At 74.4% G+C, this 25,728-nt stretch carries 27 protein-coding genes; 12 read left to right on the forward strand and 15 right to left on the reverse strand.

Annotated elements, in window-relative coordinates:
* Positions 1-206: 206 nt before the first annotated feature.
* Positions 207-1,211, reverse strand: coding sequence for a methyltransferase (locus ACFW3D_RS03405; RefSeq protein ID WP_500500793.1), 1,005 nt, complete (start codon positions 1,209-1,211; stop codon positions 207-209).
* A gap of 187 nt (positions 1,212-1,398) precedes the next feature.
* Between ACFW3D_RS03405 and ACFW3D_RS03410 the strand changes: the two genes are divergently transcribed.
* Entirely contained in the window at positions 1,399-2,718 is a 1,320-nt protein-coding gene (locus tag ACFW3D_RS03410; RefSeq protein ID WP_500500795.1) for an acyltransferase family protein, read from the forward strand.
* Positions 2,719-3,410: 692 nt separating this feature from the next.
* Here the strand turns inward: ACFW3D_RS03410 and ACFW3D_RS03415 are convergent.
* From ACFW3D_RS03415 to ACFW3D_RS03430, 4 genes are read right to left on the reverse strand one after another with little or no spacing between them, the layout of a single operon-like run.
* Positions 3,411-4,070 carry a response regulator gene (locus ACFW3D_RS03415; RefSeq protein ID WP_500500797.1) on the reverse strand — a complete coding sequence of 220 codons (660 nt, stop codon included), beginning with the start codon at positions 4,068-4,070 and terminating at the stop codon, positions 3,411-3,413.
* Between the two features lie 2 nt (positions 4,071-4,072).
* Positions 4,073-5,041 carry a sensor histidine kinase gene (locus ACFW3D_RS03420; RefSeq protein WP_500500799.1) on the reverse strand — a complete coding sequence of 323 codons (969 nt, stop codon included), beginning with the start codon at positions 5,039-5,041 and terminating at the stop codon, positions 4,073-4,075.
* Between the two features lie 53 nt (positions 5,042-5,094).
* The gene (locus ACFW3D_RS03425) at positions 5,095-6,312 is read right to left on the reverse strand and encodes a cation:proton antiporter (protein ID WP_500500801.1); all 1,218 of its coding nucleotides are present in this window, start codon (positions 6,310-6,312) and stop codon (positions 5,095-5,097) included.
* Between the two features lie 4 nt (positions 6,313-6,316).
* Positions 6,317-6,802, reverse strand: coding sequence for a cation:proton antiporter regulatory subunit (locus ACFW3D_RS03430; protein WP_500500803.1), 486 nt, complete (start codon positions 6,800-6,802; stop codon positions 6,317-6,319).
* Between the two features lie 320 nt (positions 6,803-7,122).
* Between ACFW3D_RS03430 and ACFW3D_RS03435 the strand changes: the two genes are divergently transcribed.
* Complete coding sequence (locus ACFW3D_RS03435; RefSeq protein ID WP_500500805.1) at positions 7,123-7,890, forward strand: CAP domain-containing protein; 768 nt, start codon at positions 7,123-7,125, stop codon at positions 7,888-7,890.
* Between the two features lie 39 nt (positions 7,891-7,929).
* Here the strand turns inward: ACFW3D_RS03435 and ACFW3D_RS03440 are convergent, their stop codons facing one another.
* Both ACFW3D_RS03440 and ACFW3D_RS03445 read right to left on the reverse strand, forming a co-directional pair.
* A complete protein-coding gene (locus ACFW3D_RS03440; protein WP_500500807.1) occupies positions 7,930-9,291 on the reverse strand; it encodes a sensor histidine kinase in 1,362 nt (453 codons plus the stop codon).
* Positions 9,288-9,989 carry a response regulator transcription factor gene (locus ACFW3D_RS03445; RefSeq protein WP_500500809.1) on the reverse strand — a complete coding sequence of 234 codons (702 nt, stop codon included), beginning with the start codon at positions 9,987-9,989 and terminating at the stop codon, positions 9,288-9,290. The genes ACFW3D_RS03440 and ACFW3D_RS03445 overlap by 4 nt, the downstream gene beginning before the upstream one ends.
* 36 nt (positions 9,990-10,025) lie before the next feature.
* On the opposite strand from ACFW3D_RS03445, the gene ACFW3D_RS03450 reads away from it, so the two are divergent.
* Positions 10,026-10,595, forward strand: coding sequence for a hypothetical protein (locus tag ACFW3D_RS03450; RefSeq protein ID WP_500500811.1), 570 nt, complete (start codon positions 10,026-10,028; stop codon positions 10,593-10,595).
* Positions 10,596-10,629: 34 nt separating this feature from the next.
* Positions 10,630-11,244, forward strand: coding sequence for a flavin reductase family protein (locus ACFW3D_RS03455; protein ID WP_500500813.1), 615 nt, complete (start codon positions 10,630-10,632; stop codon positions 11,242-11,244).
* A gap of 56 nt (positions 11,245-11,300) precedes the next feature.
* On the opposite strand, the gene ACFW3D_RS03460 is transcribed toward ACFW3D_RS03455, so the two are convergent.
* Positions 11,301-12,323, reverse strand: coding sequence for an aldo/keto reductase (locus ACFW3D_RS03460; RefSeq protein ID WP_500500815.1), 1,023 nt, complete (start codon positions 12,321-12,323; stop codon positions 11,301-11,303).
* 170 nt (positions 12,324-12,493) lie between these two features.
* Here ACFW3D_RS03460 and ACFW3D_RS03465 point away from each other — a divergent pair, with 170 nt between their 5' ends.
* Complete coding sequence (locus tag ACFW3D_RS03465) at positions 12,494-13,057, forward strand: TetR/AcrR family transcriptional regulator (RefSeq protein ID WP_500500817.1); 564 nt, start codon at positions 12,494-12,496, stop codon at positions 13,055-13,057.
* A 7-nt stretch (positions 13,058-13,064) separates the two neighbouring features.
* Here ACFW3D_RS03465 and ACFW3D_RS03470 read toward each other — a convergent pair whose 3' ends face one another.
* From ACFW3D_RS03470 to ACFW3D_RS03485, 4 genes are all read right to left on the reverse strand, one after another.
* Complete coding sequence (locus ACFW3D_RS03470) at positions 13,065-13,766, reverse strand: response regulator (protein WP_500500819.1); 702 nt, start codon at positions 13,764-13,766, stop codon at positions 13,065-13,067.
* Positions 13,754-14,926, reverse strand: a complete 1,173-nt coding sequence (locus ACFW3D_RS03475; protein WP_500500821.1) for a sensor histidine kinase — start codon at positions 14,924-14,926, stop codon at positions 13,754-13,756. Before ACFW3D_RS03475 ends, ACFW3D_RS03470 begins: the two co-directional genes overlap by 13 nt.
* A 683-nt stretch (positions 14,927-15,609) precedes the next feature.
* A complete protein-coding gene (locus tag ACFW3D_RS03480; protein ID WP_500500823.1) occupies positions 15,610-16,449 on the reverse strand; it encodes an oxidoreductase in 840 nt (279 codons plus the stop codon).
* A 170-nt stretch (positions 16,450-16,619) separates the two neighbouring features.
* On the reverse strand, positions 16,620-17,294 hold the full coding sequence (locus tag ACFW3D_RS03485; protein ID WP_500500825.1) for a TVP38/TMEM64 family protein: 675 nt from the start codon (positions 17,292-17,294) through the stop codon (positions 16,620-16,622).
* A 56-nt stretch (positions 17,295-17,350) separates the two neighbouring features.
* On the opposite strand from ACFW3D_RS03485, the gene ACFW3D_RS03490 reads away from it, so the two are divergent.
* The 4 genes from ACFW3D_RS03490 to ACFW3D_RS03505 all read left to right on the forward strand — a co-directional run bounded on the left by ACFW3D_RS03490 (position 17,351) and on the right by ACFW3D_RS03505 (position 21,064).
* A complete protein-coding gene (locus ACFW3D_RS03490; protein ID WP_500500827.1) occupies positions 17,351-18,058 on the forward strand; it encodes a DNA alkylation repair protein in 708 nt (235 codons plus the stop codon).
* Positions 18,055-18,702 (forward strand): class I SAM-dependent methyltransferase, encoded by a 648-nt coding sequence (locus ACFW3D_RS03495; RefSeq protein ID WP_500500829.1) that lies wholly within the window; start codon positions 18,055-18,057, stop codon positions 18,700-18,702. The genes ACFW3D_RS03490 and ACFW3D_RS03495 overlap by 4 nt, the downstream gene beginning before the upstream one ends.
* Before the next feature lie 263 nt (positions 18,703-18,965).
* Entirely contained in the window at positions 18,966-20,138 is a 1,173-nt protein-coding gene (gene tuf, locus ACFW3D_RS03500; protein ID WP_500500831.1) for an elongation factor Tu, read from the forward strand.
* Positions 20,139-20,209: 71 nt separating this feature from the next.
* A complete protein-coding gene (locus ACFW3D_RS03505; RefSeq protein ID WP_500500833.1) occupies positions 20,210-21,064 on the forward strand; it encodes a spermidine synthase in 855 nt (284 codons plus the stop codon).
* Here the strand turns inward: ACFW3D_RS03505 and ACFW3D_RS03510 are convergent.
* Positions 21,004-22,338, reverse strand: a complete 1,335-nt coding sequence (locus tag ACFW3D_RS03510) for an MFS transporter (RefSeq protein ID WP_500500835.1) — start codon at positions 22,336-22,338, stop codon at positions 21,004-21,006. The genes ACFW3D_RS03505 and ACFW3D_RS03510 overlap by 61 nt on opposite strands.
* A 74-nt stretch (positions 22,339-22,412) precedes the next feature.
* Positions 22,413-23,378, reverse strand: a complete 966-nt coding sequence (locus tag ACFW3D_RS03515) for a DUF8017 domain-containing protein (RefSeq protein WP_500500837.1) — start codon at positions 23,376-23,378, stop codon at positions 22,413-22,415.
* 72 nt (positions 23,379-23,450) lie between these two features.
* On the opposite strand from ACFW3D_RS03515, the gene ACFW3D_RS03520 reads away from it, so the two are divergent.
* The 3 genes from ACFW3D_RS03520 (at position 23,451) to ACFW3D_RS03530 (ending at position 25,111) form a co-directional block, all read left to right on the forward strand.
* Positions 23,451-23,903 (forward strand): DUF4442 domain-containing protein, encoded by a 453-nt coding sequence (locus ACFW3D_RS03520; protein ID WP_500500839.1) that lies wholly within the window; start codon positions 23,451-23,453, stop codon positions 23,901-23,903.
* Positions 23,904-24,074: 171 nt separating this feature from the next.
* Positions 24,075-24,338: a hypothetical protein gene (locus ACFW3D_RS03525; RefSeq protein ID WP_500500841.1), complete on the forward strand. Its 264-nt coding sequence runs from the start codon at positions 24,075-24,077 to the stop codon at positions 24,336-24,338.
* A gap of 116 nt (positions 24,339-24,454) precedes the next feature.
* Positions 24,455-25,111 (forward strand): DedA family protein, encoded by a 657-nt coding sequence (locus ACFW3D_RS03530; RefSeq protein WP_500500843.1) that lies wholly within the window; start codon positions 24,455-24,457, stop codon positions 25,109-25,111.
* Positions 25,112-25,162: 51 nt separating this feature from the next.
* Here the strand turns inward: ACFW3D_RS03530 and ACFW3D_RS03535 are convergent, their stop codons facing one another.
* Entirely contained in the window at positions 25,163-25,696 is a 534-nt protein-coding gene (locus ACFW3D_RS03535) for a gamma carbonic anhydrase family protein (protein WP_500500844.1), read from the reverse strand.
* Positions 25,697-25,728 lie beyond the last annotated feature (32 nt).

The raw sequence follows: 25,728 nt of genomic DNA on the forward strand, positions 1-25,728 counted from the left end.
CGCACCACGGGGGCGTCCGCGCCTGGCCCCTCCCGTTCCGCCCACTACGCCATCGGCCTGCCCGATGCGGCCGTCCTCGCCCGGATCACCGGAGCGTGGTGCCGCGGGTGGAGGGCGGCGCCGTACCGACGCCGCGGTGAGGGCCCCACGCTCGCTCCGCGACGCAGCGGGAGGACGAGGAGTGCCGCGGCCGCCGCCTCCGGAGGTCAGACGGCCGTGAACTCGACGACGCCGATGTCCCCCGCCGTGCGCACCGAGGACACCCGCAGCCCCGCGTCCGCGCCGAGCGCGGTCAGCGCGGCCACCCCGCGCTCCCGGCCGCCGAAGTACACCAGCATGCGCAGGTCCATCGCGGCCACCGTCGACTCCTGGTCGGCGCCCACCTTCTCCACGACGAGCACCCGGCCGTGCTCCCCGGCGGCCTCGGCGCAGCGGCGCAGGACGGCCCGCGCCGCGTCGTCGTCCCAGTCGTGCAGGATCGCGCAGAGCAGGTAGCCGCCGGCCCCCTTGGGCAGTGCCTCGAAGAAGCTCCCCCCGACCGCGTCACCGCGGTCGTCGACCCCGGCCGCCGCCAGCGTCGCGCGGGCCGTGTCGGCCGTGGCGGGCTGGTCCAGCACGGTGCCGCGCAGCTCCGGGAAGGCGGTGAGCAGCGCCGCCAGCAGTGTGCCGTTGCCGCCGCCCACGTCGACCACGTGCCCCAGCGCGCCCCAGTCGTACGCCGGGACCAGGGCGGTCGCCCACTCGGCGACGTCCACGCCCATCTGCCGGTCGTACGAGCGGGTCCGCGCCCCGTCGGCCGCCAGGTCCTCCCAGAACCCGCGGCCGTACTGCCGGGGGAAGGCGGCCGTGCCCGTGCGCACGCTGTGCGGAAGCTGCACGAAGGCCAGTTCGGCCCGGCCGAGGCCGCCCTCGGTGTCCAGCCACTCCCGCAGCCCGCCCGGGTGGTCCGATCTCAGCTCCTCGCCCCGGGACGTCAGCCGGTACCGCCCGCCGCCGTCCCGCGCGACCACCCCGACCCCGGCCAGGTGCCGCAGCAGGCGGTCCAGCGCGCCCGACTCCGCCCCGGTGTCCTGCGCCAGCTCGGTGGCGGTACGGGGACCCTCCGTCAGATGGTCCGCCACCCTGAGCGTCGCCGCCGTCCGCAGCGCCATCGGGGTCACCAGATCCGCCAACCGCCACAGGGACACGTCCTGTTGTTCCTCGTCCGTCATCAGCGACTCCCTCTCCTCACGACCGGCCGACCGGCCGACCGGCCGACCGGCCGACCGGCCGAGCCTCGCCCCGGCGTACGGGCCCCGCAAGCGATTTACGCCGGTCAGGTTGCATTGCGGGCACGAAACGGTTGCAGCGGACACCAATCGCCGCGCCGCGCAAGGGTGTCGGGCAGCATGACCGGTCATGGAGCGTGACCGGTACGTCGACTTCCTGCGGGCCCTGGCGATCTGCACGGTCGTGCTCGGCCACTGGCTGATCACCGCCCTGGTCAGCGAGCCGGGCGGGGGCATCGTGGCGCCCGAGCTCCTGGCGGAGATCCCCTGGACGCAGTGGCTGACCCTGGGTTTCCAGATCATGCCGCTGTTCTTCCTGGCCGGGGGCCATGCCGCGGGCGGCTCCTGGGCCCGCACCCGGGCTGCGGGTGGCACGGCGGCTCCCTGGGTGGCGCGCCGCGCCCTGCGCCTGCTCCTGCCCGCGGCCGCCTACTGCGGGCTGGTGGTGCTCGCCGTCGCGATCTGCTCGGCGGCCGGCGTGGACCGGGGCACGCTCCGGCTCGCCGGATGGGCGATGGCCATGCAGTTCTGGTTCCTTCCGGTGTACCTGCTGCTCAGTGCCCTGACCCCGGTACTGCACGCGGCACACCGGCGCTGGGGGCTGCGGGTTCCCGTGGTGATGGGCGCGGTCGCCGTCGTGGTGGGTGCGGGGGTGACGGCGGGTGCTCCGGCCGCCACCGGGCTCGTCGACTACGTACTGGTCTGGGGCGTGGCCTACCAGCTCGGGTTCTGCTGGCGCGACGGCCGGCTGACCCGCCTGCCCGCCGCCGGGATGGCGCTCGGCGGAGCGCTGGCCTTCACGGCGCTGATCACCCTCGGGCCGTACCCGGTGAGCCTGATCAGGGTCACCGGGGAGACCGTCGGCAACGCCGACCCCCCGTCGCCCGCCATGCTGGCCTGGGTGGTGGCCCAGACGGGCGGATGCCTGCTGGTCGCGCCGGCCGTGCGGCGGGCACTGAACGGCGCGCGCGTGGGGCGGGCCGTCGGGTACCTGGGCCGCGCGAGCATGACCCTGTACCTGTGGCACATGCTGCCCGTGCTGCTCGTCGCCGTGTTCTACCTGGTCGGCCTCGCCCCCGGGGCCGCCCTCGGCAGCGCCGCGTGGTGGGCGCTGCGTGTGCCCTGGCTGCTGGTGCTCGCGGTGCTCCTGGCGGGCGTACTGGCCGTACTGCGCCCGCTGGAACGCGCGCTGGCCCGCCTGTACGCCGCCGTCGCCCCGCCGCCCGGCGCCCGCCACGAGCGCCCCGCCCTCCTCTGGACCGGCCTCGCCTGCAGCGTCACGGCCCTCGCCTACTGGTCGGTGCACGGCCTCGCCCCCGACGGCCGCTTCCCCACCCTGCCCGCCCTCGCGTTCGCCCTCGGCGCGGCACTTGTGGCGCTGCCCCACCGCCCGGCGGCACGCCCGACCCGAGAGGGGGAACCGGGGACGCCCGCGGAAGAGGCCGCCTGACCCCGCCCTTGCCGCCGGGCGGCGGGTTCGTCGCGTGGATCGTGGCGGCCTCCGTGGTGGCCCTTGGGGTGGTTCGACTGGGCGCGGGTGACGCGGCGGTCCGGCGGGGGTGCCGTCCGGCCCCGCGGCACGGTGGCCTCCTGGGGCGCGGGCGGGGTCGCATGACGCCGTGTCATCTTCGGGGCGGGCCGGATGTCGTGGACGCCGACCGCGCACCCTCGCGGCAGCGCAGCGGTCCGACGGGTGCTCCGGCTGGAGCCCGCAAGGCGGCCCCGCCCGCCCGGACGCGGCGCTCGGCGCGTGCGGTGGTCCGGTCCTGCGCGAGGCGAGTTCCGCCAGCGCGTCAAAGGTGGCGACGAGTACCTCGCGCCGCTCGGCGCGGTACTCGGGCGAGGGTCCCAGGCCGTCGATCGCCCCGTCCCAGGCGGCGAGGAGGGCGGTCTTCCACTCCCGGACCGTCGCGGCCGCGGGGAGCACCGCACCGGCCCAGCCGCGGGCGGCGATCAGGTGCAGCAGCTCCACGTTGCAGGGCACGGCCACGCCCCAGTACTCGTCGGGCTCCAGCGTCCCCGGGGCGCCGGCCACGGCGTCCTCGACCTCGCGGACCAGCCGCCCGGTGAGCCGGGACAGATGGTCCGCCGCCGTGTCCTCGTCGAAGTTGCCGCTGCCCCAGCCGCCCATCGTTCCTCCGCTCACGGTTCGATCAGCCCGGCCCGGATCGCGTACCGGGTGAGTTCCAGACGGTCGCGCAGGCCGAGCTTCTGGAGGATGTTGGCACGGTGGCGCTCGACCGTCTTGGCGCTGATGAAGAGGATGTCCCCGATCTCCTTGGAGGTGTGGCCCTCGGCGACCAGCTTCAGGATCTCCTCCTCCCGGTCGGTGACCGCCCGCGCGGGCAGCGGCTCGCCCTGCCGGGCGCGTTCCAGCAGGTTGCGCACCAGCGCGGTGACCGCCCCCGGGTAGATGAACGGCTCGTCGCGCACCGCCGCCCGGCAGGCCTCCACCAGGTCGCGGTCGGCGACGGACTTCGGGACGTAACCGCTGGCCCCGGCGCGCAGGGCCTCGAAGAAGAACTGCTCGTTGTCGTGCATCGTCAGCATGAGGATGCGCAGCCCGGGCCGCAGCCGGGACAGTTCGCGGGCCGCCTGGAGCCCGGTGAGGCGGGGCATGGCGATGTCGAGGACGGCCAGGTCGAGTTCGTGGGTGCGGGCCTGCTCGATGGCCTCGGCGCCGTCCCCGGCCTCCGCGACGACCGTCAGGTCGGGTTCGTCGTCGAGGATCATCCGCACGCCGCGGCGCACCAGCGCGTGGTCGTCGGCGAGCAGGATCCGGGTCTTCGCCGCCTCGGGCACGGTCAGTGGTCCTCCTCGCGCACGGGTGCGTCGGGCTCGCGGACGGGTACGTCGAGCCGTACCTCGGTACCGCCGGCGGGTCCCGGACCGAGCGTGAGCCGTGCCCCGACCAGCAGGGCGCGTTCGCGCATCCCCCGGATCCCGGCGCCTTCCGGGGCGGCGCCGAGGCCCTTGCCGTCGTCGCGGACGGTCAGGCGCGCACCGGCGGCGCTGCGTTCCAGCAGGAGGTCCACCCGGCCCGCGCCGGCATGGCGCGCGGTGTTGGTCAGGCCCTCCTGGGCGACCCGGTACAGGACCAGCTCGGTCTGCTCGTCCAGGGCGGGCAGCTCGGGGTCGAGGCGGAGCCCCACCGCCAGGGCCGGGGAGGTGAACTCGGCGGTCAGCGCCCGCAGTGCGCTGGGCAGCCCGAGCTCCTCCAGGACGCCTGGCCGCAGCCGGCGCGCGATGCGGCGGATCTCCTCCAGGCTCCCGCGGGTGGTCTCGCGGACCTGGTGCAGCTCCCCGCGCAGCGGGCCGGGGGCCAGTTCGGAGACGTGCTTGAGCTGGAGCAGCACCGCCGTGAGCGTCTGTCCCACCTCGTCGTGGAGTTCCTGAGCGATGCGCTTCCGTTCGGCCTCCTGGCCGGACAGCACGCGGGCGCTGCCGGCGGCCTGTTCGCTCTCCAGCCGGTCGAGCATGGTGTTGAACGTCGCGATGAGCTCGGCGACCTCGCCGTGCCCGGCGGCGGCCGGCCGGCTGCCCGGCCGCAGCAGGTCCGCCGCCGCCATGGCCCGGGTCAGCCGGCGCAGCGGCGCCAGCCCGACCCGGAGCAGCACGGCGTTGGCGACCAGCATCGCGGCCAGGCCCGCCACGACCACCGCCGCCTCGGCCGGCAGTACGGGGGAGGAGACCGTGACCGGCCCGAGCAGCAGCATCGCCGCCACCATCAGCACGACGGCGTTGAGCAGGAAGATCCGCCAGAACAGCGACACGGCCCAGGCCTCCTCTCGGGGTGACGTGCGGGAACGGGGGGACCGTCGCGGGATCAGTCCCCGGCGACCGGGGCCGGGGTCCGCTCCGGCTCGGCGTCGCTCTTGCGCACCGTGGCGCGGCGCCGCGTCAGCGCCCGTGCCAGCGGCTCGGTGTAGCGGGCCGTCAGCGGGCCGAAGACGACCAGCAGCAGGACGTACGCCGTGGCCAGCGGGCCCAGGGCGGGCTCGATGCCCGCCGTGACCCCGAGACCGGCGATGACGATGGAGAACTCGCCCCGCGCCACCAGTGCGCCGCCCGCCCGCCACCTGCCGCGCACCGCGACGCCGGCGCGACGCGCCGCCCAGTAGCCGGTGGCGATCTTGGTGAGTGCGGTGACGACCGCGAGCGCCAGCGCCGGCAGCAGGACCGGCGGGATGCTGGCCGGGTCGGTGTGCAGACCGAAGAAGACGAAGAACACGGCCGCGAACAGGTCCCGCAGCGGGCTCAGCAGCGAGTGCGCGCCCTCGGCGACCTCCCCGGACAGCGCGATGCCCACCAGGAAGGCGCCCACCGCCGCCGACACCTGCAGCTGCTGGGCGATGCCCGCCACCAGCAGGGTCAGGCCCAGCACGACCAGCAGCAGCTTCTCCGGGTCGTCACTGGAGACGAACCGGGAGATGACGCGCCCGAAGCGGACCGCGATCAGCAGCACCAGGCCCGCCGCGCCCAGCGCCACGGCCAGCGTCACACTGCCCGCCGCCCAGCCCACCCCGGCCAGCAGGGCGGTGAGGATCGGCAGGTACACCGCCATCGCCAGGTCCTCCAGGACCAGGATGCTGAGGATGACCGGCGTCTCGCGGTTGCCGAGCCGTCCGAGGTCGCCCAGCACCTTGGCGATGACCCCGGAGGAGGAGATCCAGGTGACGCCCGCCAGTACGACGGCGGCCACCGGGCCCCAGCCGAGCAGCAGCGCCGCCGCCGCGCCGGGCAGGGCGTTGAGCGCGATGTCGACCAGGCCCGACGGGTACTGCGTCCGCAGGTTCCCGATCAGGTCGCTCGCGGTGTACTCCAGGCCGAGCATCAACAGCAGCAGGATGACGCCTATCTCGGCGCCGATGGCCACGAACTCCTCGCTGGTGCCCAGCGGGAGGATGCCGCCCTCGCCGAAGGCGAGTCCGGCCAGCAGGTAGAGGGGGATGGGGGAGAAGCGCAACCGTCCGGCGACCCGGCCGAGCAGGCCGAGACCGAGGATGATGGCGCCGAACTCGATGAGGAAGACCGCGGAGTGCAAGGGCTCACTCCCGCCCGAGTATCGCGGCGGCGGCCCCGACACCCTCACGGGTGCCGATGACGATCAGCGTGTCGCCGCCCGACAGGCGGAAGTCCGGTGCGGGGGAGGGGATCGCGTCCGCCCTGCGCAGCACGGCCACGATGGAGGCGCCGGTGTCCGTGCGCATCCGCGTCTCGCCCAGCAGACGGCCGTTCCAGTGCGAGGTGACGGGCAGTTCGATCCGCTCCGCCACCAGTCCGAGGTCGGTGGTGTGCAGCAGGTTCGGGCTGTGGTGCGTCGGCATCAGCGCGTCGATCAGCGACATCGCCTCGGCCCCGGTCAGCCGCAGCGACTGTGCGCACGCGTCCGGGTCGTCGGCGCGGTACACGTTCACCGTCCGCGATCCGTCGCGGTGGGCGACCACCGACAGATGGCGCCGGTCCCGCGTGGTGAGGTCGTACCGGACACCGATGCCCGGCAATGGTGTCGTGCTCATCCGCGGAGCAGGCACAGCTCGATTCCCTTCACGGACGGCGTCCGCCGCCCGGTTCCTTGTCCGTTTCGCCCCCCTGTGGATCCTCATCCTTTCATCCGGGCGAACCGGGCCGGTATGGGTGCTGACACCCATCGCGGGCCCCTGTGACGGTGCCCACACCGCGTACGGAAAAGGCCCGGAGAACCGGTGTCCTACCTGAGCGCAGCCTTATGTGTTCTTGAAGATCCGCTCCGGACGTGGGAGTTCTCCGCCCGGGGCGCCTAGGGTCACAGTGCCCGGCACATCACGTTCGGACGTGCCCGGTGGAAGTCCCGTCGTCCGGAGGTACCCCGAGCATGAGTTCCCACAGGAAACGACGCCCCGCCCGCCGCGCCCCCTCGGCGCGGTCCTGGCCGCTGGCCGCCGCGGTGGCGACGGTCGCCGCGGGCGCCCTGGTCGGGGTCGGTGCGCAGTACGGGAACAACGGCGGCAAGGACGAGGCCCCGCTGGCGGCCGGCGACCGGGAGGCCGACGACCCCGTCGCCTCCGACGCGCGCCCGGAGACCGCGAGCCCGAGCCCGACGACCGCGAGCCCCAGTGCCTCCGCCACCCCGGAGCGGCGCAAGCCGGCCACGCGGCACACCCGCACCCCGCGGCCCTCCGCCACGCCGACCCGCACGGTGGTCCCGTCACCGGCGAAGACCACCGTCGCGGCGCAGCCCACGCGGTCCGGCGCCGACGACTCGGTGGTCGAGGAGATCGTCCGGCTGGTGAACGAGGAGCGCGCCTCCGCCGGATGCCGTCCGGTGACGCTGGAGGACCGGCTGACCGAGGCCGCCCAGGACTACACGGACGTGATGGCCCGCTCGGGCGAGCTCTCCCACACCGGGCCCGACGGGTCCACCATGGCCGGGCGCGTCGAGGCGGCCGGGTACCAGTGGTCGGCCCTCGGCGAGAACATAGCCGTGGGCCAGCGGACCGCCGCCGCCGTGATGGACGCCTGGATGCACAGCGAGGGACACCGGGCGAACATCCTCAACTGCAACTTCGAGCAGATCGGAGTGGGCGTGAACACGTCGTCCAACGGCCCTTGGTGGACCCAGGACTTCGGCACGCCCCGCTGAACCGCCGACCGGCCGGTCAGCTGGGGCGGCCGGTCGGCCTCAGGCCGGGTGCGGGTGACGCCTCGCGCGTCGGGCCGCTTTCCTTCCCCCCACAGGCGGCCCGCCGGTGAGCCCGAGCGTCACCCGCACCCTCGCGCCGCCCAGCGGGCCCCTGGTGATCTCCATGCCGCCGTCCGCGGCGGTCGCCGCCCGCTGCACGATGTCCAGGCCGAGGCCCGTGGAACCGCCGACGCTCACCCCGCGGGCCCGGGCGGTGTCCGGGTCGCCGATGCCCGGCCCGGCGTCGTCCACCGTGAGCAGCACCGCCCGGTCGGTCCGCCCCACCGTCACCGCCAGCGCCGTGCCCTGCGGGGTGTGCCGGAACACGTTGCCGACCAACGCGTCGACGACCACCGCGAGGTCGTCCTCGCCGAGCGGGACCGGGGTCTCCTCCGCCGTCGCCTCCAGGCGGCACGACCGCCCCTGCTGCGCGGCCAGGACGGACCAGAACTCGACCCGGCCGCGCACCACGGCCGACGCGTCGCACTCCTGTGCGCGGCCCGTGCGTTCGGGCGGGGCCGACAGCGGTGTGCGGGCCGTGTCGATGATCGAGTCCAGTTCGCGTTCCAGGTGCGCGATCGCGGCCTCCAGGTCCTCGCCCCGGTAGCCCGGGACCTGCGCCGCGATCCGCTCGGCCTCCAGCTGCAACCGGGTCAGCGGGGTCCGCAGGCGGTGCGAGAGGTCCGCCACCAGCTCCCGTTCCAGGGCGAGCAGTTCGACGACCCGGTCGGCCATGGTGTTGAAGGCCACCCCGGCCTCCTGCAGTTCCGGCGGCCCGGCGGGCTCGACCCGGATGCCCAGTTCCCCGGCGCCGAGCGAGCGCGAGGCGCGGGACAGGCCCCGGGAGGCGCGCACCACGCGCGCGCCCAGCCGGTCCGCCACCAGCACCGACCCCGCCACCAGGCCCAGCGCGAGCAGCGCCATCATCGCCCAGGACGCCTTCACCCCTCGGTCCAGGTCGGCGCGGGGGACGAAGGCCTCCACCACCGCCACCCGGTCCCGGGCCAGGATCACCGGCTGCAGGTAGACCCAGCCGGCGGAGGTGTCCGAGGCCATGGTCCGGCGTCCGTCGGCCGCCCGGTCGAGGGCCTCCTGGGAGGCGTGCACCGTACCGACCAGCTGCCCGTCGGGCAGCCGTACGCTCAGGTGGTCCCCCGAGTCCAGCCCCGCCACCGCCTGCTGGACGTCGGCGGGCCGGGTGGTGAGGGCGAGCACCGGCGCCAGCGCCGCGGCCCGCTGCTCGGCGACGGTGGTCGCCCGCGTACGGGCCTCGGACTGCACCAGCAGCGCGAGCGGGATCAGGAAGGACAGCGCGACCATCGACGTCACCGCCAGCGCCACCCCGGCCAGGGCGCGTCTCATCGCGGCGTCACCAGCTTGATGCCGACGCCCCGGACGGTGTGCAGGTAGCGCGGCTGCGAGGCCCGCTCGCCCAGCTTGCGGCGCAGCGCCGACAGATGGACGTCGATCGTCTGGTCCTCCACGTACGTCTGCTGCCACACGTCCGCCAGGATGCGGCTGCGCGGCACCACCCGGTCCGCGTGCTCCGCCAGATAGGCGAGCAGGTCGAACTCCCGTCGCGTCAGCCGCAGTTCCCGCCCGTCGTGGTATGCCACCCGGGCCGGTGCGTCGATCAGCAGACCGCCCACCCGAAGCCCGCCGGCCGTGCCCTCCGGGACCGGCGCCGGCGGCTGCGCCGGCGCCGACCGGCGCAGCACAGCGGTCAGCCGGGCCACCAACTGGCCCCCGGAGAAGGGCTTCACCAGGTAGTCGTCGGCACCCGCGTTCAGCAGCCGGATCACCTCGCTGTCGTCGTCCCGCGCGGTGGTGACGAGGACCGGGACCCGCGAGATGCCGCGCAGCATCCGCAGCACGTCCACCCCGTCCAGGTCCGGCAGCCCGAGGTCGAGCACCACGGCGTCCGGCGGGCGTTGCGCGGCCTGCCGCAGCGCCTCGAAGCCGTAGGCCGAGCTGTGCACCGTGTGGCCGTTCGCGGTCAGCACCTCGACCAGCCTGGCGCGTATCGCGGGGTCGTCCTCGACCAGGAGTACGGATGCCATGTGGAGGGACAGTAGCCGGTCGGGAAAGATGGCGGGGTGCCCCGGTACCTGCGCTACGTCGTCATATGGCTCTCGTGCACCGCGGTCAGCGTGACCGCGGTCATGCTCACCGTGGGCTTCGTGGTGGGTTCGACGCGCCCGACGCCGCCCGTCGCGCGGGACGTCCCCGAGAGCGCGCTCGCCACCGGCAGTCCGTCCCCCGCGAAGCCGTCCCCCGCACGCTCCGTGCCGGCGTCCCCCGCGGCGAAGCGCACCCCCGCCCACTCCACCGTCCGGCGGCCCACCCCGACCCCGGTCCGCCCGGCCACCACCGCGCCCGCGCCCCCCACCCGCACCGCCCGTCCGTCGGCCACGCCGGTCGACTGCGGGACCGGCGGCGCCGGCGTCCACACCCTGCAGTCCCAGGGCGGCCAGGCCTCGGTGCGCTTCGGCGAGGACGCCGTCTGCCTCGTCTCCGCCGTGCCCGCCAGCGGGTTCACCGTCTCCACCCGGCGCGACGGGGCTCAGCAGTTGACCGTGACCTTCTCCGGCGACCGGCACCGCTCCGAGATCGTCGCCACGACCACCCCGCAGAGCAAGGCGACCATCCGCGAGGTGTCCTGGTGACCGGGAGGGGACGGCGACCGGGATACTGGGCGCCATGCGTATCGACTTCGATCCCGAGGCCATGGGCCGGACCCCGTTCTACAAGCTCCTGACCTCGGTGGTCGTACCGCGCCCCATCGCCTGGGTCTCGACGCTCAGCGAGGCGGGGACGGCCAACCTCGCACCGCACTCCTTCTTCACGGTCGCGTGCGTCAGCCCGCCGGTGGTGCAGTTCACCTCCGTGGGGCGGAAGGACTCGCTGCGCAACATCGAGGAGACCCGGCAGTTCGTGGTCAACCTCGCGCCCGAGCACCTCTTCGAGCAGATCAACGCGACCGGCACCGACTTCCCGCGCGGCGTCAGCGAGTTCGACGCGGTCGGCATCGCCCGTGAGCCCAGCCGAGCGGTCAAGCCGCCCCGTGTCGCCGCCTCGCCCGTCGCCCTCGAGTGCGAACTGCACAGCACGGTCACCCTCGGCGACTCCACCGTGGTCTTCGGCCGCGTCGTGCACGCCGCCGTCTCCGAGGCCGCGATGGTCGAGGGTCACCCCGACGTCCGCAAGCTCCGCCCGCTGGCCCGCCTCGGCAAGGACGAATGGGGCACGACCGGCGAGGTCCTGGAGATCTCCCGCATCCGCTACGCCGACTGGCCGGGCATCAACCAGGGTTAGCCGACGGCGGCCCGGACCGGCGCGGCAGTCCGGCGCACGGTCCGGGCCGCCGGGTGTCAGGCACGGCGGCGCAGGGTCGGGTCGAGCAGGGCGGGCGGGGTGTCGAACTTCTCGTGCGGGGCGAGGTCGAGGCCGGGGGCGACGATCGCGTCGATCGCGTCCAGCACGTCGGCGGAGAGCACGGTGTCCGCGGCGGCGAGGTGCGACCGCAGGTGCTCCGGGGTGCGCGGGCCGATGATCGCGGCGGTGACCGCGGGGTGCGCCGTCACGAAGCCCAGGGCGAGCTGGACCATCGTCAGGCCGGCCTCGGCGGCGAGCGCGGCCAGCCGTTCCACGGCGTCGAGCCTGGCCCGGTTGGCGGGTAGCGCGGTGTCGAAGCGCTCCGGCATGAACGCGGAGCGGCTGGTGGTGATCTCCCGGCCCGCGCGGACGGCGCCGGACAGCCAGCCCGAGGCCAGCGGGCTCCACGCCAGCACGCCGAGGCCGTACTCCTGGGTCACCGGCAGCACATGGGTCTCGGCGCCGCGCTGCAGGATCGAGTAGCCGGGCTGTTCGGTGACGTAGCGGCCCAGGTGGTGCTCGCGGGCGGCCCACTGGGCCTGCACGATCCGGTACGCGGGAAACGTCGACGAGCCGAAGTAGCGGATCTTGCCCGCGCGTCGCAGGTCGGTCAGGGCCGACAGGGTCTCCTCGTCGCCGGTCGCCGGGTCCCACCGGTGGATCTGGTAGAGGTCGACGTGGTCGACGCCGAGCCGGCGCAGGCTGTCCTCCAGGGCCGTGACCAGCCAGCGGCGCGAACTGCCGCGGTGGTTGCGCTCGTCGCCCATCGGCATGGTCGCCTTCGTGGCCAGCACGACGTCGTCGCGGCGGCCGGCGAGGGCCTTGCCGACCATCTCCTCCGACTCGCCGGCACCGTACATGTCGGCGGTGTCGATGACGTTGATCCCGGCCTCGAGGGCGGTGTCGACGAGGGCGGTGGCCTCGTCCTGGGTGGTGCGTCCGATGCTGCCGAAGTTCATCGCGCCGAGCGCGAGGGAACTGACCTGCACACCGGTGCGGCCCAAGGTGCGGTACTGCATGACCGTGTTCTCCCTTGCGGGTGGGGTGTGGTGGCACTGCGCGGCACAAGCGCGCACGACTTGGTCCCGGGGCGTCCGCCCTGGCATCATGAGCAAACGGAACCTCGTTCCGCTAACGATACGGAACCAGGTTCCGTTTAGCAAGGACGGGTCGTGGAAGGAGCGGCGCAGTGGTGGAGCGGTCCAGGCGGGCGGACGCCCGGCGCAACGAGGAGAGCCTGCTCGAGGCGGCTGCCGCGGCCTTCGTCGCGTCGGGCGTGGAGGCCCCGGTGCGCGACATCGCGGCCCGGGCGGGCGTCGGGACGGGCACGATCTACCGCCACTTCCCGACCCGGGCGGATCTGATCATCGCCGTCTACCGCCACCAGGTCGAGGCCTGCGCCGAGGCCGGACCGGCGCTGCTGGCGAGCGGTGCGACCCCGCACACCGCGCTGGCGCGGTGGATCGGCCTCTTCGTCGACTTCCTGGTGACCAAGCACGGGCTCGCCGCGGTCCTGCAGTCCGACAACGCGGGCTTCGAGACGCTGCACACCTACTTCCTCGACCGCCTCCTGCCCGTGTGCTCCGGACTGCTGGACGCCGCCGTCGCCTCCGGCGAGATCCGCTCCGACGTGGAGGCGTACGCGCTCATGCGCGGCGTCGGGAACCTCTGCATCGGTGCGGACAGCGATCCGCGCTACGACGCACGCCACCTGGTCGGGCTCCTGGTCGCCGGCCTGGGCCAGGGGAACTGACCTGCCGTCAGGCGAGGCCGGCCCGGTACACCACCAGGGCGATCTGGACCCGGTTGTTCAGGCCGAGCTTGGTCAGGATGTGGGACACGTGCGCCTTCACCGTGGGGACGCTCATGTAGAGCGCCGCCGAGATCTCGGCGTTGGTCCTGCCCTGCGCCACCGCCAGCGCGACTTCCCGCTCCCGTTGCCCCAGGAGCCCGAGCAGCCGCCCCGCCTCGCCCAGGTCGTCCGGGCGCGCGCCGCCCGCCGAGCCGCCTGCCGCGCCGTCCGCCGTGTCGCCCGCCGTGGTGACGGCGCCGATGAGCTGTTTGACGGCGGCCGGCGAGAGGACCGGTTCACCCGCCACGACGTTCCGCACCGCGGCGACGATCTGGGCCGGGGGCGTGTGCTTGAGGACGTAGCCCGCCGCCCCGGCCCGCAACGCCTCCAGGACGTAGCCGTCCGTCGTGAACGTGGTCAGGATCAGCACCTCCGGCGGGTCCGGCCGGTTCCGCAGCTCCGCGGTGGCGGTCAGGCCGTCCATCCGCGGCATCCGGATGTCCATCAGGACCAGGTCGGGCCGGTGCGCGTCGACCAGCGGCAGGACCTCCGTACCGTCCGCCGCCTCGGCGACCACCTCGATGTCCGCCGCGCCGGACAGCATCATGCGCAGGCCGGAGCGCACCAGCGGGTCGTCGTCCACGATCAGGACGCGGGTCACCTGGTCCACGGCAGCCAGATCTCGACGGAGAAGCCGGTGGCGCCGAGGGTGCGGCGCATCCTGCCGCCGGCCAGGGCCGCCCTTTCGTCCATCCCGACCAGGCCCTGGCCGGAGCCACCGGGACGCTCCGGGTGCTCCTGGCGCACGGGGTTGCGGGCCGTGATCGTCAGCCCCTCACGGGCCCCGCCGGTCAGCGACAGCCGCAGCGGGCCGTCCGGTGCGTGCTTGCGGTGGTTGGTGAGGGCCTCCTGCAGGATGCGGTACGCGGCACGGCTCGTGGCCGGATCCATCGTCGTCAGATCCTCCGTCTCGCGGTGCAGGTCGACGGTGGCGCCGGCCGCGCGCGACTCCTCGACCAGTCGGTCCAGGTCGGCCACGGCGGGCTGCGGCGGCTCGGCGTGGGCGTTGACCGTGGGGGTGCGCAGGACGCGCAGCACGTCCTGGAGGTCCTCCAGGGCCTGCCCCGCGCTCTGCCGGATCACCCCGGCCGCCTCGGCGACCTGGTCGGGAGACGCGGTGGGATGGAACTCCAGTGCCCCCGCGTGCACGCTGAGCAGGGTCAGCCGGTGGGCCAGCACGTCGTGCATCTCACGGGCGATCTCCTCCCGGGCGTGCTGGCGGGCCTGCTCGGCCTTCAGATCCGCCTCCCGCTCCGCCCGCTCCGCCCGCTCCCGCACCCCGGACACGTACAGACCCCAGCCGACGGCGCCGCCCACGGACGCCACGGCGGACACGGTCTCCGCGGAGGTGAGGGGCCCGGAGTACGAGGTGAGCACGAGTTGCGCCGGTACCGGCAGCAGCGCCACGCAGGTGACCCTGAGCGTGGTCCGCAGGGGGCAGGTGGCGGCCACGGTGAACAGCGCCACCAGCAGCGGTACGACCACGGGCCAGACGACCGCCGACGCCACGAGGGCCAGGGCCAGGGCCACCGGGTGCCGTCTGCGCCAGAACAGGGACACGCAGGCCAGCAGGGGGAACACCGCTCCCCGGACCGCCCACAGGGTGGGCATCAGCGGACCCAGGAACGCGCCGCTGGACAGCTGCGGGTACACGTGCGCGCCCCACTGCTCGGCCCGGATGACGACGACCGTCAATGCGGCGGCACCGATCACCACGCCCGCGTCCACGAGCCCCGGACGCCCGTGCAGAGCCCGTCTCACATCGATCACGCACGCAACCGTAAACGCCGTCCCCGGCCCGCATCAAAAGATACGGGCGTCCTCGGCGGACTTCTATACCAAAGTATAGGGACGCCCGCCGCACATCGTTCCTTCGGACGGGAAAGGCCGCTGCCCGCGACCGAATTCCCGGGTTCCCGCGGTCCGTGCCTTTGTGGACGCGAACCCCGGGAAATGGACCGGACATTTCAACCGGCCCTGAATTCCGGTCGCCGGGCCACCGGAATCCAGGGCCGTCATCAGCGCCTGCAGCACGCTGCAGGGGTGACGTCACACGGCGGCCGGGGGCGGGGCAGTGGCTATCGGGCGTGCCCGAACGGTGCGCGGCCGCGCGTGCGCCGGCCTGTGCGGAAATGCGTCGCGCTCGCCTTCGACGGCGCCCCGGCGCGCCCATGCCGAAACTCCTGGACATTCTCGTGGGGGAGAAGGTCCACGCGACCTTTTTCGTCCAGGGAAAAGCCTTGCGGACACGTGTCCGCGGACGCCGCGGCGGATGGCGGGCGAAGGGCACGGCACAGGCAACCGCACCTGGTCGCACAAGGCGCTCACCGAACCGGACGCACAGCGGGTGAGCGACGAGCCGACTCGCGTCCGGAACGACGTGCGGGCCGGGCCCGACGCCCGCCGCGGCCCGGTACGGTCCACCGCCCGCAGGGCCCCGGCACCCGCCGGGATCAGGCGTCGGCGGGGAAGTCCGTCGACGCCGTCACCTCGGCCCACGCGGCGAGGTCGCCGGCCAGTTGCCGCTGCCCCTGCTCGACCAGGCGCAGGGCGTCGGTGCCGAGCACGAGGTGGACCGGCGGGTCGTCGGACTCCAGGACCCGGAGCACGGCCCGGGCGGCCCCGGCCGGGTCGCCGGTCTGCTTGCCGCTCTTGGCCCGCCGGGCGGCGCGGATCGGCTCGAAGAGGGCGTCGTAGTCGGGAACGGTGCGCGGTGCGCGGACCATCGAGCGGCCGGCCCAGTCGGTACGGAACGAGCCGAGTGCCAGGGAGGTGACGTGGATGCCGAAGCCCGCGACCTCCTGGGCCAGGGACGCGGCGACGCCCTCCATGGCGAACTTGCTGGCCCCGTAGAAGGCGACGCCGGGCAGCGCGGTCAGACCCGCCATGGACGACACCGAGAAGATGTGGCCGCCGCGGCGCCGGCGCATGTGGGGCAGAACGGCCTTGATGACCGCGACGCTGCCGAAGACGTTGACGTCGAACTGGCGCCGGAGGTCGTCCATGGTGGACTCCTCGACGGTCCCCTCCAGGCCGTAGCCGGCGTTGCTGATCAGCACCTCGATGGGTCCGATGTTCCGCTCGGCCTCGTCGACCACCGCGACGACGGCGTCCTCGTCGGTGACGTCCAGGACCCTGGCGACGGCGCGGCCGGGGGCGAGGGCCTCGAACCCGGCCGCCTGGTCCGGCTTGCGAACGGTACCGATCACCCGGTGCCCGGCGGCCAGCGCTTCCTGGGCGAAGGCGCGGCCCAGGCCACTGCCGACCGCGGTGATGAAGAACGTCCGGTGCACAGCGCAACTCCTCGGCGACGACGGATGTGCGGGGACTCGCCCGGCCTGGGTGCCGGCCCGCGCCGGGGCGCCCGGCGGCGGTGTCCGCGTCCCGATCATGGGCCGGGAACCGGCACCGCTGCCACGACCGGCTCCCTCCCTGCTGGAAGGCGGGGCCTCCCAGCCAGGGGTCACCGCCTGCGGCGGGTGCGGGCGGCGACCAGGACGGCGGCGAGGCCGGTGACCGCGATGAAGCCCATCGCCACGAGGAAGACCGGTGACGTCGGCGTCGTGGCGCGGCTGCCGGCGATGACGTAGGCCGCCGTGTTGGGCACGCTGCCCGCGGCCGTGGCCAGCAGGAAGGGCGCCAGGCGCATCCGCGAGACCGCGGCGCTGTAGTTGGCCGCCGCGAAGGGCACGCCCGGGAAGAGCCGCATCGCCAGCATCGTGCGGAAGCCGTGCTCGCTGAGCTGGCGGTCCGCGGCGAGCAGCACCCGCCCGCGCAGCAGCGGGCGCAGCGCGTCCCGCCCGAGGAGGCGGCCGAGGACGAAGGCGAGGCCGGCGCCGAGCACCGTACCGGCGAGCGCCGCGGGCAGCCCGGCCTGGGCGCCGAAGAGCGCCCCGGCACCGACGTTCAGCAGCGGGCGCGGTACGAAGGCGAGTGCGCAGAGTCCGTACCCCGCGGCGAAGAGCACCACGGCCGCGGCGCCGGTGAGTTGGGCGGGCCAGCCGTGCGCGAGAAGCCGCTGGGGCTCCCAGACCAGCACCGAGGCGGCGGCCCCGGACAGGAGCACGACCAGCAGCGCCAGCCGGGCCCACGACGCCGGGCGCGGACGCGGGCGGGAGAGGGCGGTGACCTCGGACATCCCGCGAGCCTAGCGGAGGAGTATGTCGCTCCGGTGCCGCCGCGTACCGTGGGGCCATGACCCCTGCCGCCCCGGTCGTGCCGGACAGCGCCCTCGCGGACCTCGTGCTGCCGCGCCTGACCTCGGCGTACGGGGCCGCCGCCGACCCGGTGCGGGCCGCCCCGGCGGCTGCGTACATGCGCGATGCGTTCCCGTTCCTCGGCATCCCCACGCCCGCCCGGCGTGCCCTGTCCCGCACCGTGCTCGCGGGCACACCGCGCCCGGACGAGGCCGACTGCACGGCCGTCGCGCTGCGTTGCTGGGCGCTCCCCGAACGGGAGTACCGCTACTTCGCCGTGGACTACCTGCGCCGTCATGTGGGGCGCTGCTCCTCGGACTTCCTCGGCACGGCCCGGCACCTGATCACGACGGAGCCGTGGTGGGACACCGTCGACCTGCTCGCCGCGCACGTCGTCGGACGGCTCGTGGCCGCCGACCCCGCCCTGGTGGACGTGATGGACGAGTGGATCGCCGGCGAGGACCTCTGGCTCGCCCGCACCGCGCTGCTGCACCAGTTGACGTACAAGGCGGACACCGACCCCGGGCGGCTGTTCCGTTACTGCCTGCGGCAGGCGGACCACCGGGACTTCTTCGTCCGCAAGGCGATCGGCTGGGCGCTGCGCGAGTACGCCCGCACCGATCCCGGCGCCGTGCGGGCGTTCCTCGCGGAAGCGGGGGAGCGGCTGTCGCCGCTGTCGGTACGAGAGGCGGGGAAGCACCTGTGAGCGGGACCGACGGGCGCGGCCGGGTGCGCCGCAGCTACGACACCGTGGCCGAGGAGTACCGGGAGCGCATCGGGACCGAGTTGGCGTACAAGCCGCTGGACCGGGCCCTGCTGGCGGCCCTCGCCGAGCAGAGCGCGGACGGCGCGCCCGTGGCGGACCTGGGGTGCGGCCCCGGCCACGTCACGGCGTGGCTCGCGGAGCGCGGGGCGCGGACCGTGGGCATCGACCTATCGCCGGGAATGGTCGCGCTCGCCCGCCGCGAGCACCCCGGGGCCGAGTTCCGCGAGGGCGACCTGCTCCGCCTCCCCGCGGCGGACGGCGAGTTCGGGGCGGTCGTGGCGCTCTACGCGGTGGTCCATCTGGCGCCCGGTGAACTGCGGGCGGCATTCGGCGAGATGCGGCGCGTGCTGCGTCCGGCCGGGCGGGTGCTCGTGGCCTTCCACGTCGGGACGGAGATCCGGCACGTGACGCAGTGGTGGGGGCACGAGGTCGACGTCGACTTCCACTTCCACGACCCCGGGACGGTCACCGGGGCGCTGTCCGACGCCGGGTTCGAGGTGGAGGCGCTGCTGGAGCGGGCCCCCTACCCGCAGGAGACGCAGACCCGGCGCGCCTACGTCCTCGCCCGCGTCAGCGGGGCGTGAGGCGGCCCGCCGGAAAATCGTTCGACCGACGGCCGTGCCGTACCCGATCATCGAGGCATGTCCCGGTACGCCTTCAGCGCAGATACGTCCGCAGTCGCGGACGCGCTGCAGGCTGCCCCGGCACAGGCTTTCTCGGCCAACGCGTTCGGCGGCGCCCGAACCTGACCCTTCCCGGACAGTCCGGCGGACCCCGCAGGGGGAGGGTCGGCACGGTCCAGGGGTCCCGCACGCGAGGCGATGAATCGACTTACCGAGGAAGCAACATGCCCAAGCAGGCGTACGTGCGCACCAAGCCGCACCTCAACATCGGGACCATGGGTCACGTCGACCACGGCAAGACCACGCTGACCGCCGCCATCACCAAGGTGCTCAGCGCCCGCGGCTCCGCCGCGTTCGTGCCGTTCGACCGGATCGACAGGGCCCCGGAGGAGGCCGCGCGGGGGATCACGATCACCATCGCGCACGTCGAGTACGAGACGGACACCCGGCACTATGCGCACGTCGACATGCCCGGTCACGCCGACTACGTGAAGAACATGATCACCGGCGCGGCCCAGCTCGACGGGGCGATCCTCGTCGTCTCCGCCCTCGACGGCGTCATGCCGCAGACCGCCGAGCACGTGCTGCTCGCCCGCCAGGTCGGCGTCGAGCACATCGTGGTGGCGCTCAACAAGGCCGACGCCGGCGACCCCGAACTCACCGACCTGGTCGAGCTGGAGGTGCGCGAGCTGCTGTCCGCCCAGGGGTACCCGGGCGACACGCTGCCCGTCGTCCGGGTGTCGGGCCTGCGGGCGCTGGAGGGCGACCCGCGGTGGACGTCCGCGATCGAGGCGCTGCTCGACGCGGTCGACACCCACGTGCCGATGCCGCACCGCTACACCGACGCCCCCTTCCTGCTGCCGGTGGAGAACGTGCTGACCATCACCGGGCGCGGCACGGTCGTCACCGGCGCCGTGGAGCGGGGCACGGTGCGGGTCGGCGACCGCGTGGAGGTGCTCGGCGCGGAGACGGCGAGCGTGGTGACCGGTCTGGAGACCTTCGGCAAGCCGATGGACGAGGCCCAGGCCGGCGACAACGTGGCGCTGCTGCTGCGTGGTGTGGCCCGGGACGTGGTCCGGCGGGGCCACGTGGTGGCCGCGCCGGGCAGTGTCACGCCGAGCCGCCGGTTCCGGGCGCGGGTCCACCTGCTGCCGGCCGCCGAGGGCGGGCGGCGTACGGGGATCGCCAGCGGATACCGGCCGCAGTTCCACGTCCGCACCGCCGACGTCGTCGGCGACGTGGACCTGGGCGAGGCGGGGGCGGCCCTGCCGGGGGCGACCGTCGACATGACGGTCGAGCTGGGCCGTGCGGTGCCGCTGGAGCCGGGGCTCGGATTCGCGATCCGCGAGGGCGGCCGCACGGTGGGCGCGGGCACGGTGACGGCGGTCGCCGGGTGAGCCGGGCCCGCTGAGCGCGGGGGTCCGGGGGTTCCGCCCCGGGCCCCCGTGCGTGCTGGGAGAATTGCCGCGTGGAGGACGACGGACGCATACCCGTGAGCCAGGACGTGGACTTCGGCGCGGCCAGGCTGCTGCCCGACGTGGACCGGCCGGCGGGCTGGCTGCTCACCGTCGACGGGGCGCCGCAGTCGTACGTGGACCTCGACGACCCGACCCACCTGGAGTTCGAGTACACCCGGCGCCTCGCGTACGTGCTGGACGAGGCCGCGCCCGCGGGCGCGCCGCTGGACGTCGTCCACCTGGGCGGCGGCGCCCTGACGCTGCCCCGCTACACGGCCGCGACCCGGCCCGGTTCGCGGCAGCGGGTCGTCGAGGCCGACCGGGCGCTCGCCGCGCTGGTCGCCGACCGGCTTCCGCTCGGGCGCACCGGCGAGGGCGTGGCGATCGCGACGGACGACGCCCGCACGTGGCTCGAAGGCGCCCCGGACGCGTCGGCGGACGCCGTCGTGGCGGACGTCTTCGGCGGTTCACAGGTGCCGGCGCACCTGACCTCGTACGAGTTCGTCACCGAGGCGGCCCGGGTGCTGCGTCCCGGCGGGGTGTACCTGGCGAACCTGGCGGACTCGGCGCCCTTCGACTTCCTGCGGCCGCAGATCGCGGGCCTGCGCGAGCTGTTCGGCGAGGTGTGCCTGATCGCCGAGCCCGGGGTGCTGCGGGGCCGCCGTTTCGGCAACGCCGTACTGGCCGCGAGCCGCGCCCCGCTGCCGGTGGCCCGGATCGCGCGGCGCACCGCGTCCGACGTCTTCCCCGCCCGGGTGGTGGACGGCGACGCGCTGGAGCTGTTCGGGCGGGGTGCGCGGCCGGTCTACGACAAGGACGCGGTGCCCTCGCCGATCCCGCCCGACGGCTCCTTCGGCGTCGGCTGACCGCGCCGGGCGACGGTGCGGCCGCCCTCGGGGTCGTCCACGCGCCGCAGCCGACGCACCTCGGGCAGGGTGAGCACCGCGCCGGTGAGCAGCACCGTCAGTCCCGCGCAGCCCCACAGGGCCCCGTACAGGCCGAAGGCGTCCGCGGCCGGGCCGGCCAGGGCGGTGCCGATGGGCATCATGGAGACCGAGCCGAACCAGTCGTAGGCCGCGACGCGGGAGAGCTTGTCCTCCGGGATCTCCTGGTGGAGCGCCATCATCCAGGCCACGCCGAAGACCTCGATCGACATGCCCGCGACCAGCATCGCGCAGGCCAGCAGCGGCACCGGGAGCGCCAGGGCCAGCGCGGCGGCGGGCAGCGAGAACGGGAAGACGCAGAGCACCCCGGCGAGCAGGATGCGACGCGGCCGCCAGCGGAGCATCAGCAGCCCGCCCAGCAGGTTCCCGGCGCCGAACGCGGCCAGGGCGGCGCCCCAGGGCCCGGCACCGCCCAGGTGCTCGCGGGCGACGAGCGGCCCGTACACCGCGTCGGCGGCGGTGATCACCGCGTTGACGACGGAGAACTGCACGACGATGCCCCACAGCCAGCGTCGCGAGACGAACTCCCGCCAGCCCTCGCGCAGATCGCCCAGCAGACCGCCGCCGCCCCGCTCCGCGCGGTCGCGCAGGGCGACCGGGGAGACCCGCAGCAGCGCGCGGAGCCCCGCGGCGACCGCGAAGCACGCCGCGTCCACCGCCAGGACCCAGCCGGGTCCCGCGAGGGCGACCAGCGCCCCGGCGAGCGCCGCACCGCCGACGTTCGCCCCGTTGACGCCGAGCCGGAACACCGCGAAGGCGCGGCCCGCGTGGGCGGAGTCGACGGTCGAGAGCAGCATGCCCTCGTTGGCGGGGGCGAAGAAGGCCTGCCCGGTGCCGCCCAGTGCGGAGAGCACGGCCATGTGCCAGATCTCGGCCCGGCCGGTGAGCACCAGGACGGCGAACAGGCCCTGCGAGACGGTGTTGAGGCAGTTGGCGGCGACCATGACCCGGTGCCGTGGCAGCCGGTCCGCGACCGCGCCTCCGATGAGCAGGAAGACGACCAGCGGCACGGTGCGCGCGGCGGCGACCAGTCCGATCTCCGTACCCCCACCGCCCGCCTGCAGCACGGCGAACGCCGACGCGACGACGGCGCCCGAGGCGCCGAGCCCGGTCACGAAGGCGGAGGCGGCGAGGAGCCGGAAGTTGCGGCCGGCCCAGTCCGGGAAGCGCAGCCGGTGGGAGACGTCGCGTTTCACCCGGGGACTATCGTCGCTGGGCCGGTCTTTGGCAAACCGATTTCCGGGCCGACGGCGGGAACCGTGCTACGACCTCAGCCGATCAGCCGGACGCTGTCGCGGACCTTCGCCACGGTCCTGGCGTCGATCGCGCCCGGGTAGCCGCTGTCCACGATCAGCAGCCAGGAACGGACCTCCTTGTCCTTGCCCAGGAAGGTGAAGCTGTAGGAGGTGCCGTCGGCGGCGCACGTGCCCTTCATCCCGGTCGCGCGCGTCGAGGCGGTCCAGCCGTGCAGGCCCTGCGCGTTGGTGTAGGCGCGGGGGGCGGACTCGGTGAGCCTGGTGCCGCCCTCCTTCTTGTACTTGCCGTACGCCCAGTTGTAGGACTCGTTGGCGGCCTCGGACTTCAGGCTCTCGGCGCCCTTGCCGCCCTTCACACCGGCCAGCCCGCGCTCGTCGCTGCCGCACCACTTCTCGTCGAGGACGGCCGCGCCTCCGGTGACCACCCGGTTGTCGTCCCACTCGTACCCGATGAGCAGGCCCTGCGGCTTGACCGTCCAGTCCTTGGGGAGGTCGTAGGCGACGCCCATGTCACTGCGCACGACGGTCTGCCAGCCGGGCACCACGGGCTTGATGGTGTCCTCGCCGGGGTTGCCGCGGGCGTCGTCCGGGCCGGGGCCCTCCTCGCTCGCCGTGGCGGAGGGGGTGGGGGTGGTGGATGCCGGCGGGCTTTCGGAGGCGACCGGTGACCCGGTGGCGGACGGGCCGGCCTGCGGGTCCTGGTCGCCGTCGGTGAGCTTCACGGCGACCAGTACACCGGCGGCGACCACCGCGACCGCGGCGACCACCGACACCGCGATCACCGCGCCCCGTCGCCCCCCGGGCGGCTTCGGCCCACCCGGCACCGTCGGCGGCCCCCACATCTGCGGAGGCTGCTGGTAGGCGGGATGCTGCTGCGGCTGGTACGGAGAGGGCTGCTGCTGGTGCCCCCACTGGGGCTGGTTCTGCGGGGGCTGCTGCGGATGCTGCGGTCCCCCCGGCTGCTGCTGTCCGGGCCACATGGCTGGAAACACTAGGGGTTGAGCGCTCACGGTTCCATGGATGCGTTCATTACTTGCTGGTAACATCCGGCCATGTCCGAGAACCAGCCGCAGATAGGCGAGCTGATGGCGGCCACCGTGCCGATGGCCGCCACCCTCAGCATCGAGTTCCTGGAGACCACCGCCGAGCGCGCCGTGGTCCGCCTCCCCGACCAGCCCGCCTACCACAACCACGTCGGCGGCCCCCACGCCGGCGCGATGTTCACCCTCGCCGAGACCGCCAGCGGTGCCGTCGTCCTTGCCGCGTTCGCCGACCGGCTCTCCCGCGCCGTCCCCCTCGCCGTCCGCGCCGAGATCGGCTACAAGAAGCTGGCCATGGGCCCGGTCACCGCCACCGCCCGACTCGGCCGTCCCGCCGCCGACGTCATCGCCGACCTCGACCGCGGTGAGCGCCCCGAGTTCCCCGTCACCGTCGCCCTCCAGCGCGAGGACGGCGCCGTCACGGGCGAGATGACCATCGTCTGGACCCTCCGCCCCAACAGCTGAGCGACGCACGGGTGCCGCACCCCGGTGCCCGACCGGGCGCCGGGACGGGCATCGCGAATCCGCTGCGAACTCGCCCGCCCCGCACACGCAACCCCCTGTTGACGCCGGACGCGTTCGGTTCCAAGATCGTGGCTCCCGCGGTCTTCGTGCGGCCGGCGTGGTTCCGGCTCCATGCCCCGGCTCAGGCCGCACGGGCTCACGGGGCGACCCGAGAGCCTGGAGGGCTACCCCATGTCGTACCTGATCGTCGGCTTCGCCGGCCTGTACAGCGGCGTCCGGGCACTGCTGCTCCGACGGCGGCAACTGGGCCCCGAGGCGGCGCGGTCCTCGTCGGTGATCCTGCGGCCGGGGGTGCTCGCCGTCCTCGCGGGGCTCGCTCTCGCGGGCGGGGTGTTCCTGCTCGCCGACGGGATCCTCGTCATGGCGCAGGGCTGAGCCCCCGGGGCGCGGCCGGTGGCGACACGCCGGTCCCCACGTCGGATACGCTGCAACGACGTGCGCGCACCGGCGCGCCGACCGACATCCGTCCGCCCTAGGGGGAGGAAGCGGCCTTGCACGTCCAGGAGTGGCTCGGCACGATCCCGCCGGTCAGCGTCTACCTGCTGGTGGGCCTCGTGATCGGCCTGGAGAGCCTGGGCATCCCGCTGCCGGGCGAGATCATCCTCGTCAGCTCGGCCCTGCTCGCCTCGCAGGGGCACGTCGACCCGTGGTTGGTCGGCGTCTGCGCCTCGGCCGGGGCGATCGTGGGCGACTCGATCGGCTACGCCATCGGCCGGCGCGGCGGGCGGCCGCTGCTGGACCGGCTGGGGCGGCGGTTCCCCAAGCACTTCTCGCCTGCGCATATCGCGACCGCCGAGGCGTCGTTCACGCGCTGGGGCATGTGGGCGGTGTTCTTCGGGCGCTTCGTGGCCCTGCTGCGGATCTTCGCCGGCCCGCTGTCGGGCGTGCTGAAGATGCCGTACTGGAAGTTCCTCACCGCCAACGTCCTCGGGGGCATCGTGTGGGCGGGCGGCACCACGGCCGTCATCTACTACGTGGGCATCGTCGCCGAGCCGTGGCTCAAGCGGTTCTCCTGGCTCGGCCTGGCGGCCGCCGTGCTGATCGGCGTCGGCTCGTTCCTCGTCGTGCGCCGTCGTGCCAAGGCCGCGGCGAAGGCACACGAGGCAGCCGCGCTCGAGGCCGACGCCGTGGCGGCCGCCGCCGAGTGACCGCGGTCCGTCCGGGGGCGGCAGGTCCCGGGGCGGCAAGCCCAGGGACGGTCAGTCCCGGGCGAAGGCGGCCCGGTGGGCGCCGGCGAGCGCGACGTAGTGCTCGGCGTTGATCCGGACCATCTCGCGCTCCTCCGTGGTGAGCTCCCGGCGCACCTTCGCCGGCACGCCCGCCACCAGCGATCCCGGGGGCACCCGCATGCCCTGGGGGACGAGCGCGCCCGCCGCGACCAGCGAGCCGGTGCCGATGTGCGCGCCGTTGAGGACCGTGGCGCCCATGCCGACCAGCACGTCGTCCTCGACGACGCAGCCGTGCAGCACCGCGTTGTGGCCCACCGTGACGCCCGCGCCGATCACGGCCGGGAACCCGGGGTCGGCGTGCACCGTCGAGTTGTCCTGGACGTTGCTGCCCTCGCCGACGCTGATCGACTCGCAGTCGCCGCGCAGCACCGCGTGGTACCAGACGCTCGCGCCGGCCGCCATCGTCACGTCGCCCAGCACCACCGAGGTCGGCGCGGTGAAGGCGGCGGGGTCCAGCCGGGGTGTGCGTCCGGCGACGTCCGCGATCAAGGCTCTCTCCGTCATGGGGGTCACCGTAGTCCGGTGATTGCGCCCCT

It is taken from the genome of Streptomyces sp. NPDC058864 (assembly GCF_042742985.1).
Lineage (GTDB): Bacteria > Actinomycetota > Actinomycetes > Streptomycetales > Streptomycetaceae > Actinacidiphila.

Coding starts and splice junctions, on each gene's coding strand:
- ACFW3D_RS03405 (WP_500500793.1), bottom strand. CDS start 1,211: ATGACGGACGAGGAACAACAGGACGTGTCCCTGTGGCGGTTGGCGGAT.
- ACFW3D_RS03410 (WP_500500795.1), top strand. CDS start 1,399: ATGGAGCGTGACCGGTACGTCGACTTCCTGCGGGCCCTGGCGATCTGC.
- ACFW3D_RS03435 (WP_500500805.1), top strand. CDS start 7,123: ATGAGTTCCCACAGGAAACGACGCCCCGCCCGCCGCGCCCCCTCGGCG.
- ACFW3D_RS03440 (WP_500500807.1), bottom strand. CDS start 9,291: ATGAGACGCGCCCTGGCCGGGGTGGCGCTGGCGGTGACGTCGATGGTC.
- ACFW3D_RS03445 (WP_500500809.1), bottom strand. CDS start 9,989: ATGGCATCCGTACTCCTGGTCGAGGACGACCCCGCGATACGCGCCAGG.
- ACFW3D_RS03455 (WP_500500813.1), top strand. CDS start 10,630: ATGCGTATCGACTTCGATCCCGAGGCCATGGGCCGGACCCCGTTCTAC.
- ACFW3D_RS03460 (WP_500500815.1), bottom strand. CDS start 12,323: ATGCAGTACCGCACCTTGGGCCGCACCGGTGTGCAGGTCAGTTCCCTC.
- ACFW3D_RS03485 (WP_500500825.1), bottom strand. CDS start 17,294: ATGTCCGAGGTCACCGCCCTCTCCCGCCCGCGTCCGCGCCCGGCGTCG.
- ACFW3D_RS03490 (WP_500500827.1), top strand. CDS start 17,351: ATGACCCCTGCCGCCCCGGTCGTGCCGGACAGCGCCCTCGCGGACCTC.
- tuf (WP_500500831.1), top strand. CDS start 18,966: ATGCCCAAGCAGGCGTACGTGCGCACCAAGCCGCACCTCAACATCGGG.
- ACFW3D_RS03515 (WP_500500837.1), bottom strand. CDS start 23,378: ATGTGGCCCGGACAGCAGCAGCCGGGGGGACCGCAGCATCCGCAGCAG.
- ACFW3D_RS03520 (WP_500500839.1), top strand. CDS start 23,451: ATGTCCGAGAACCAGCCGCAGATAGGCGAGCTGATGGCGGCCACCGTG.
- ACFW3D_RS03525 (WP_500500841.1), top strand. CDS start 24,075: ATGCCCCGGCTCAGGCCGCACGGGCTCACGGGGCGACCCGAGAGCCTG.
- ACFW3D_RS03535 (WP_500500844.1), bottom strand. CDS start 25,696: ATGACGGAGAGAGCCTTGATCGCGGACGTCGCCGGACGCACACCCCGG.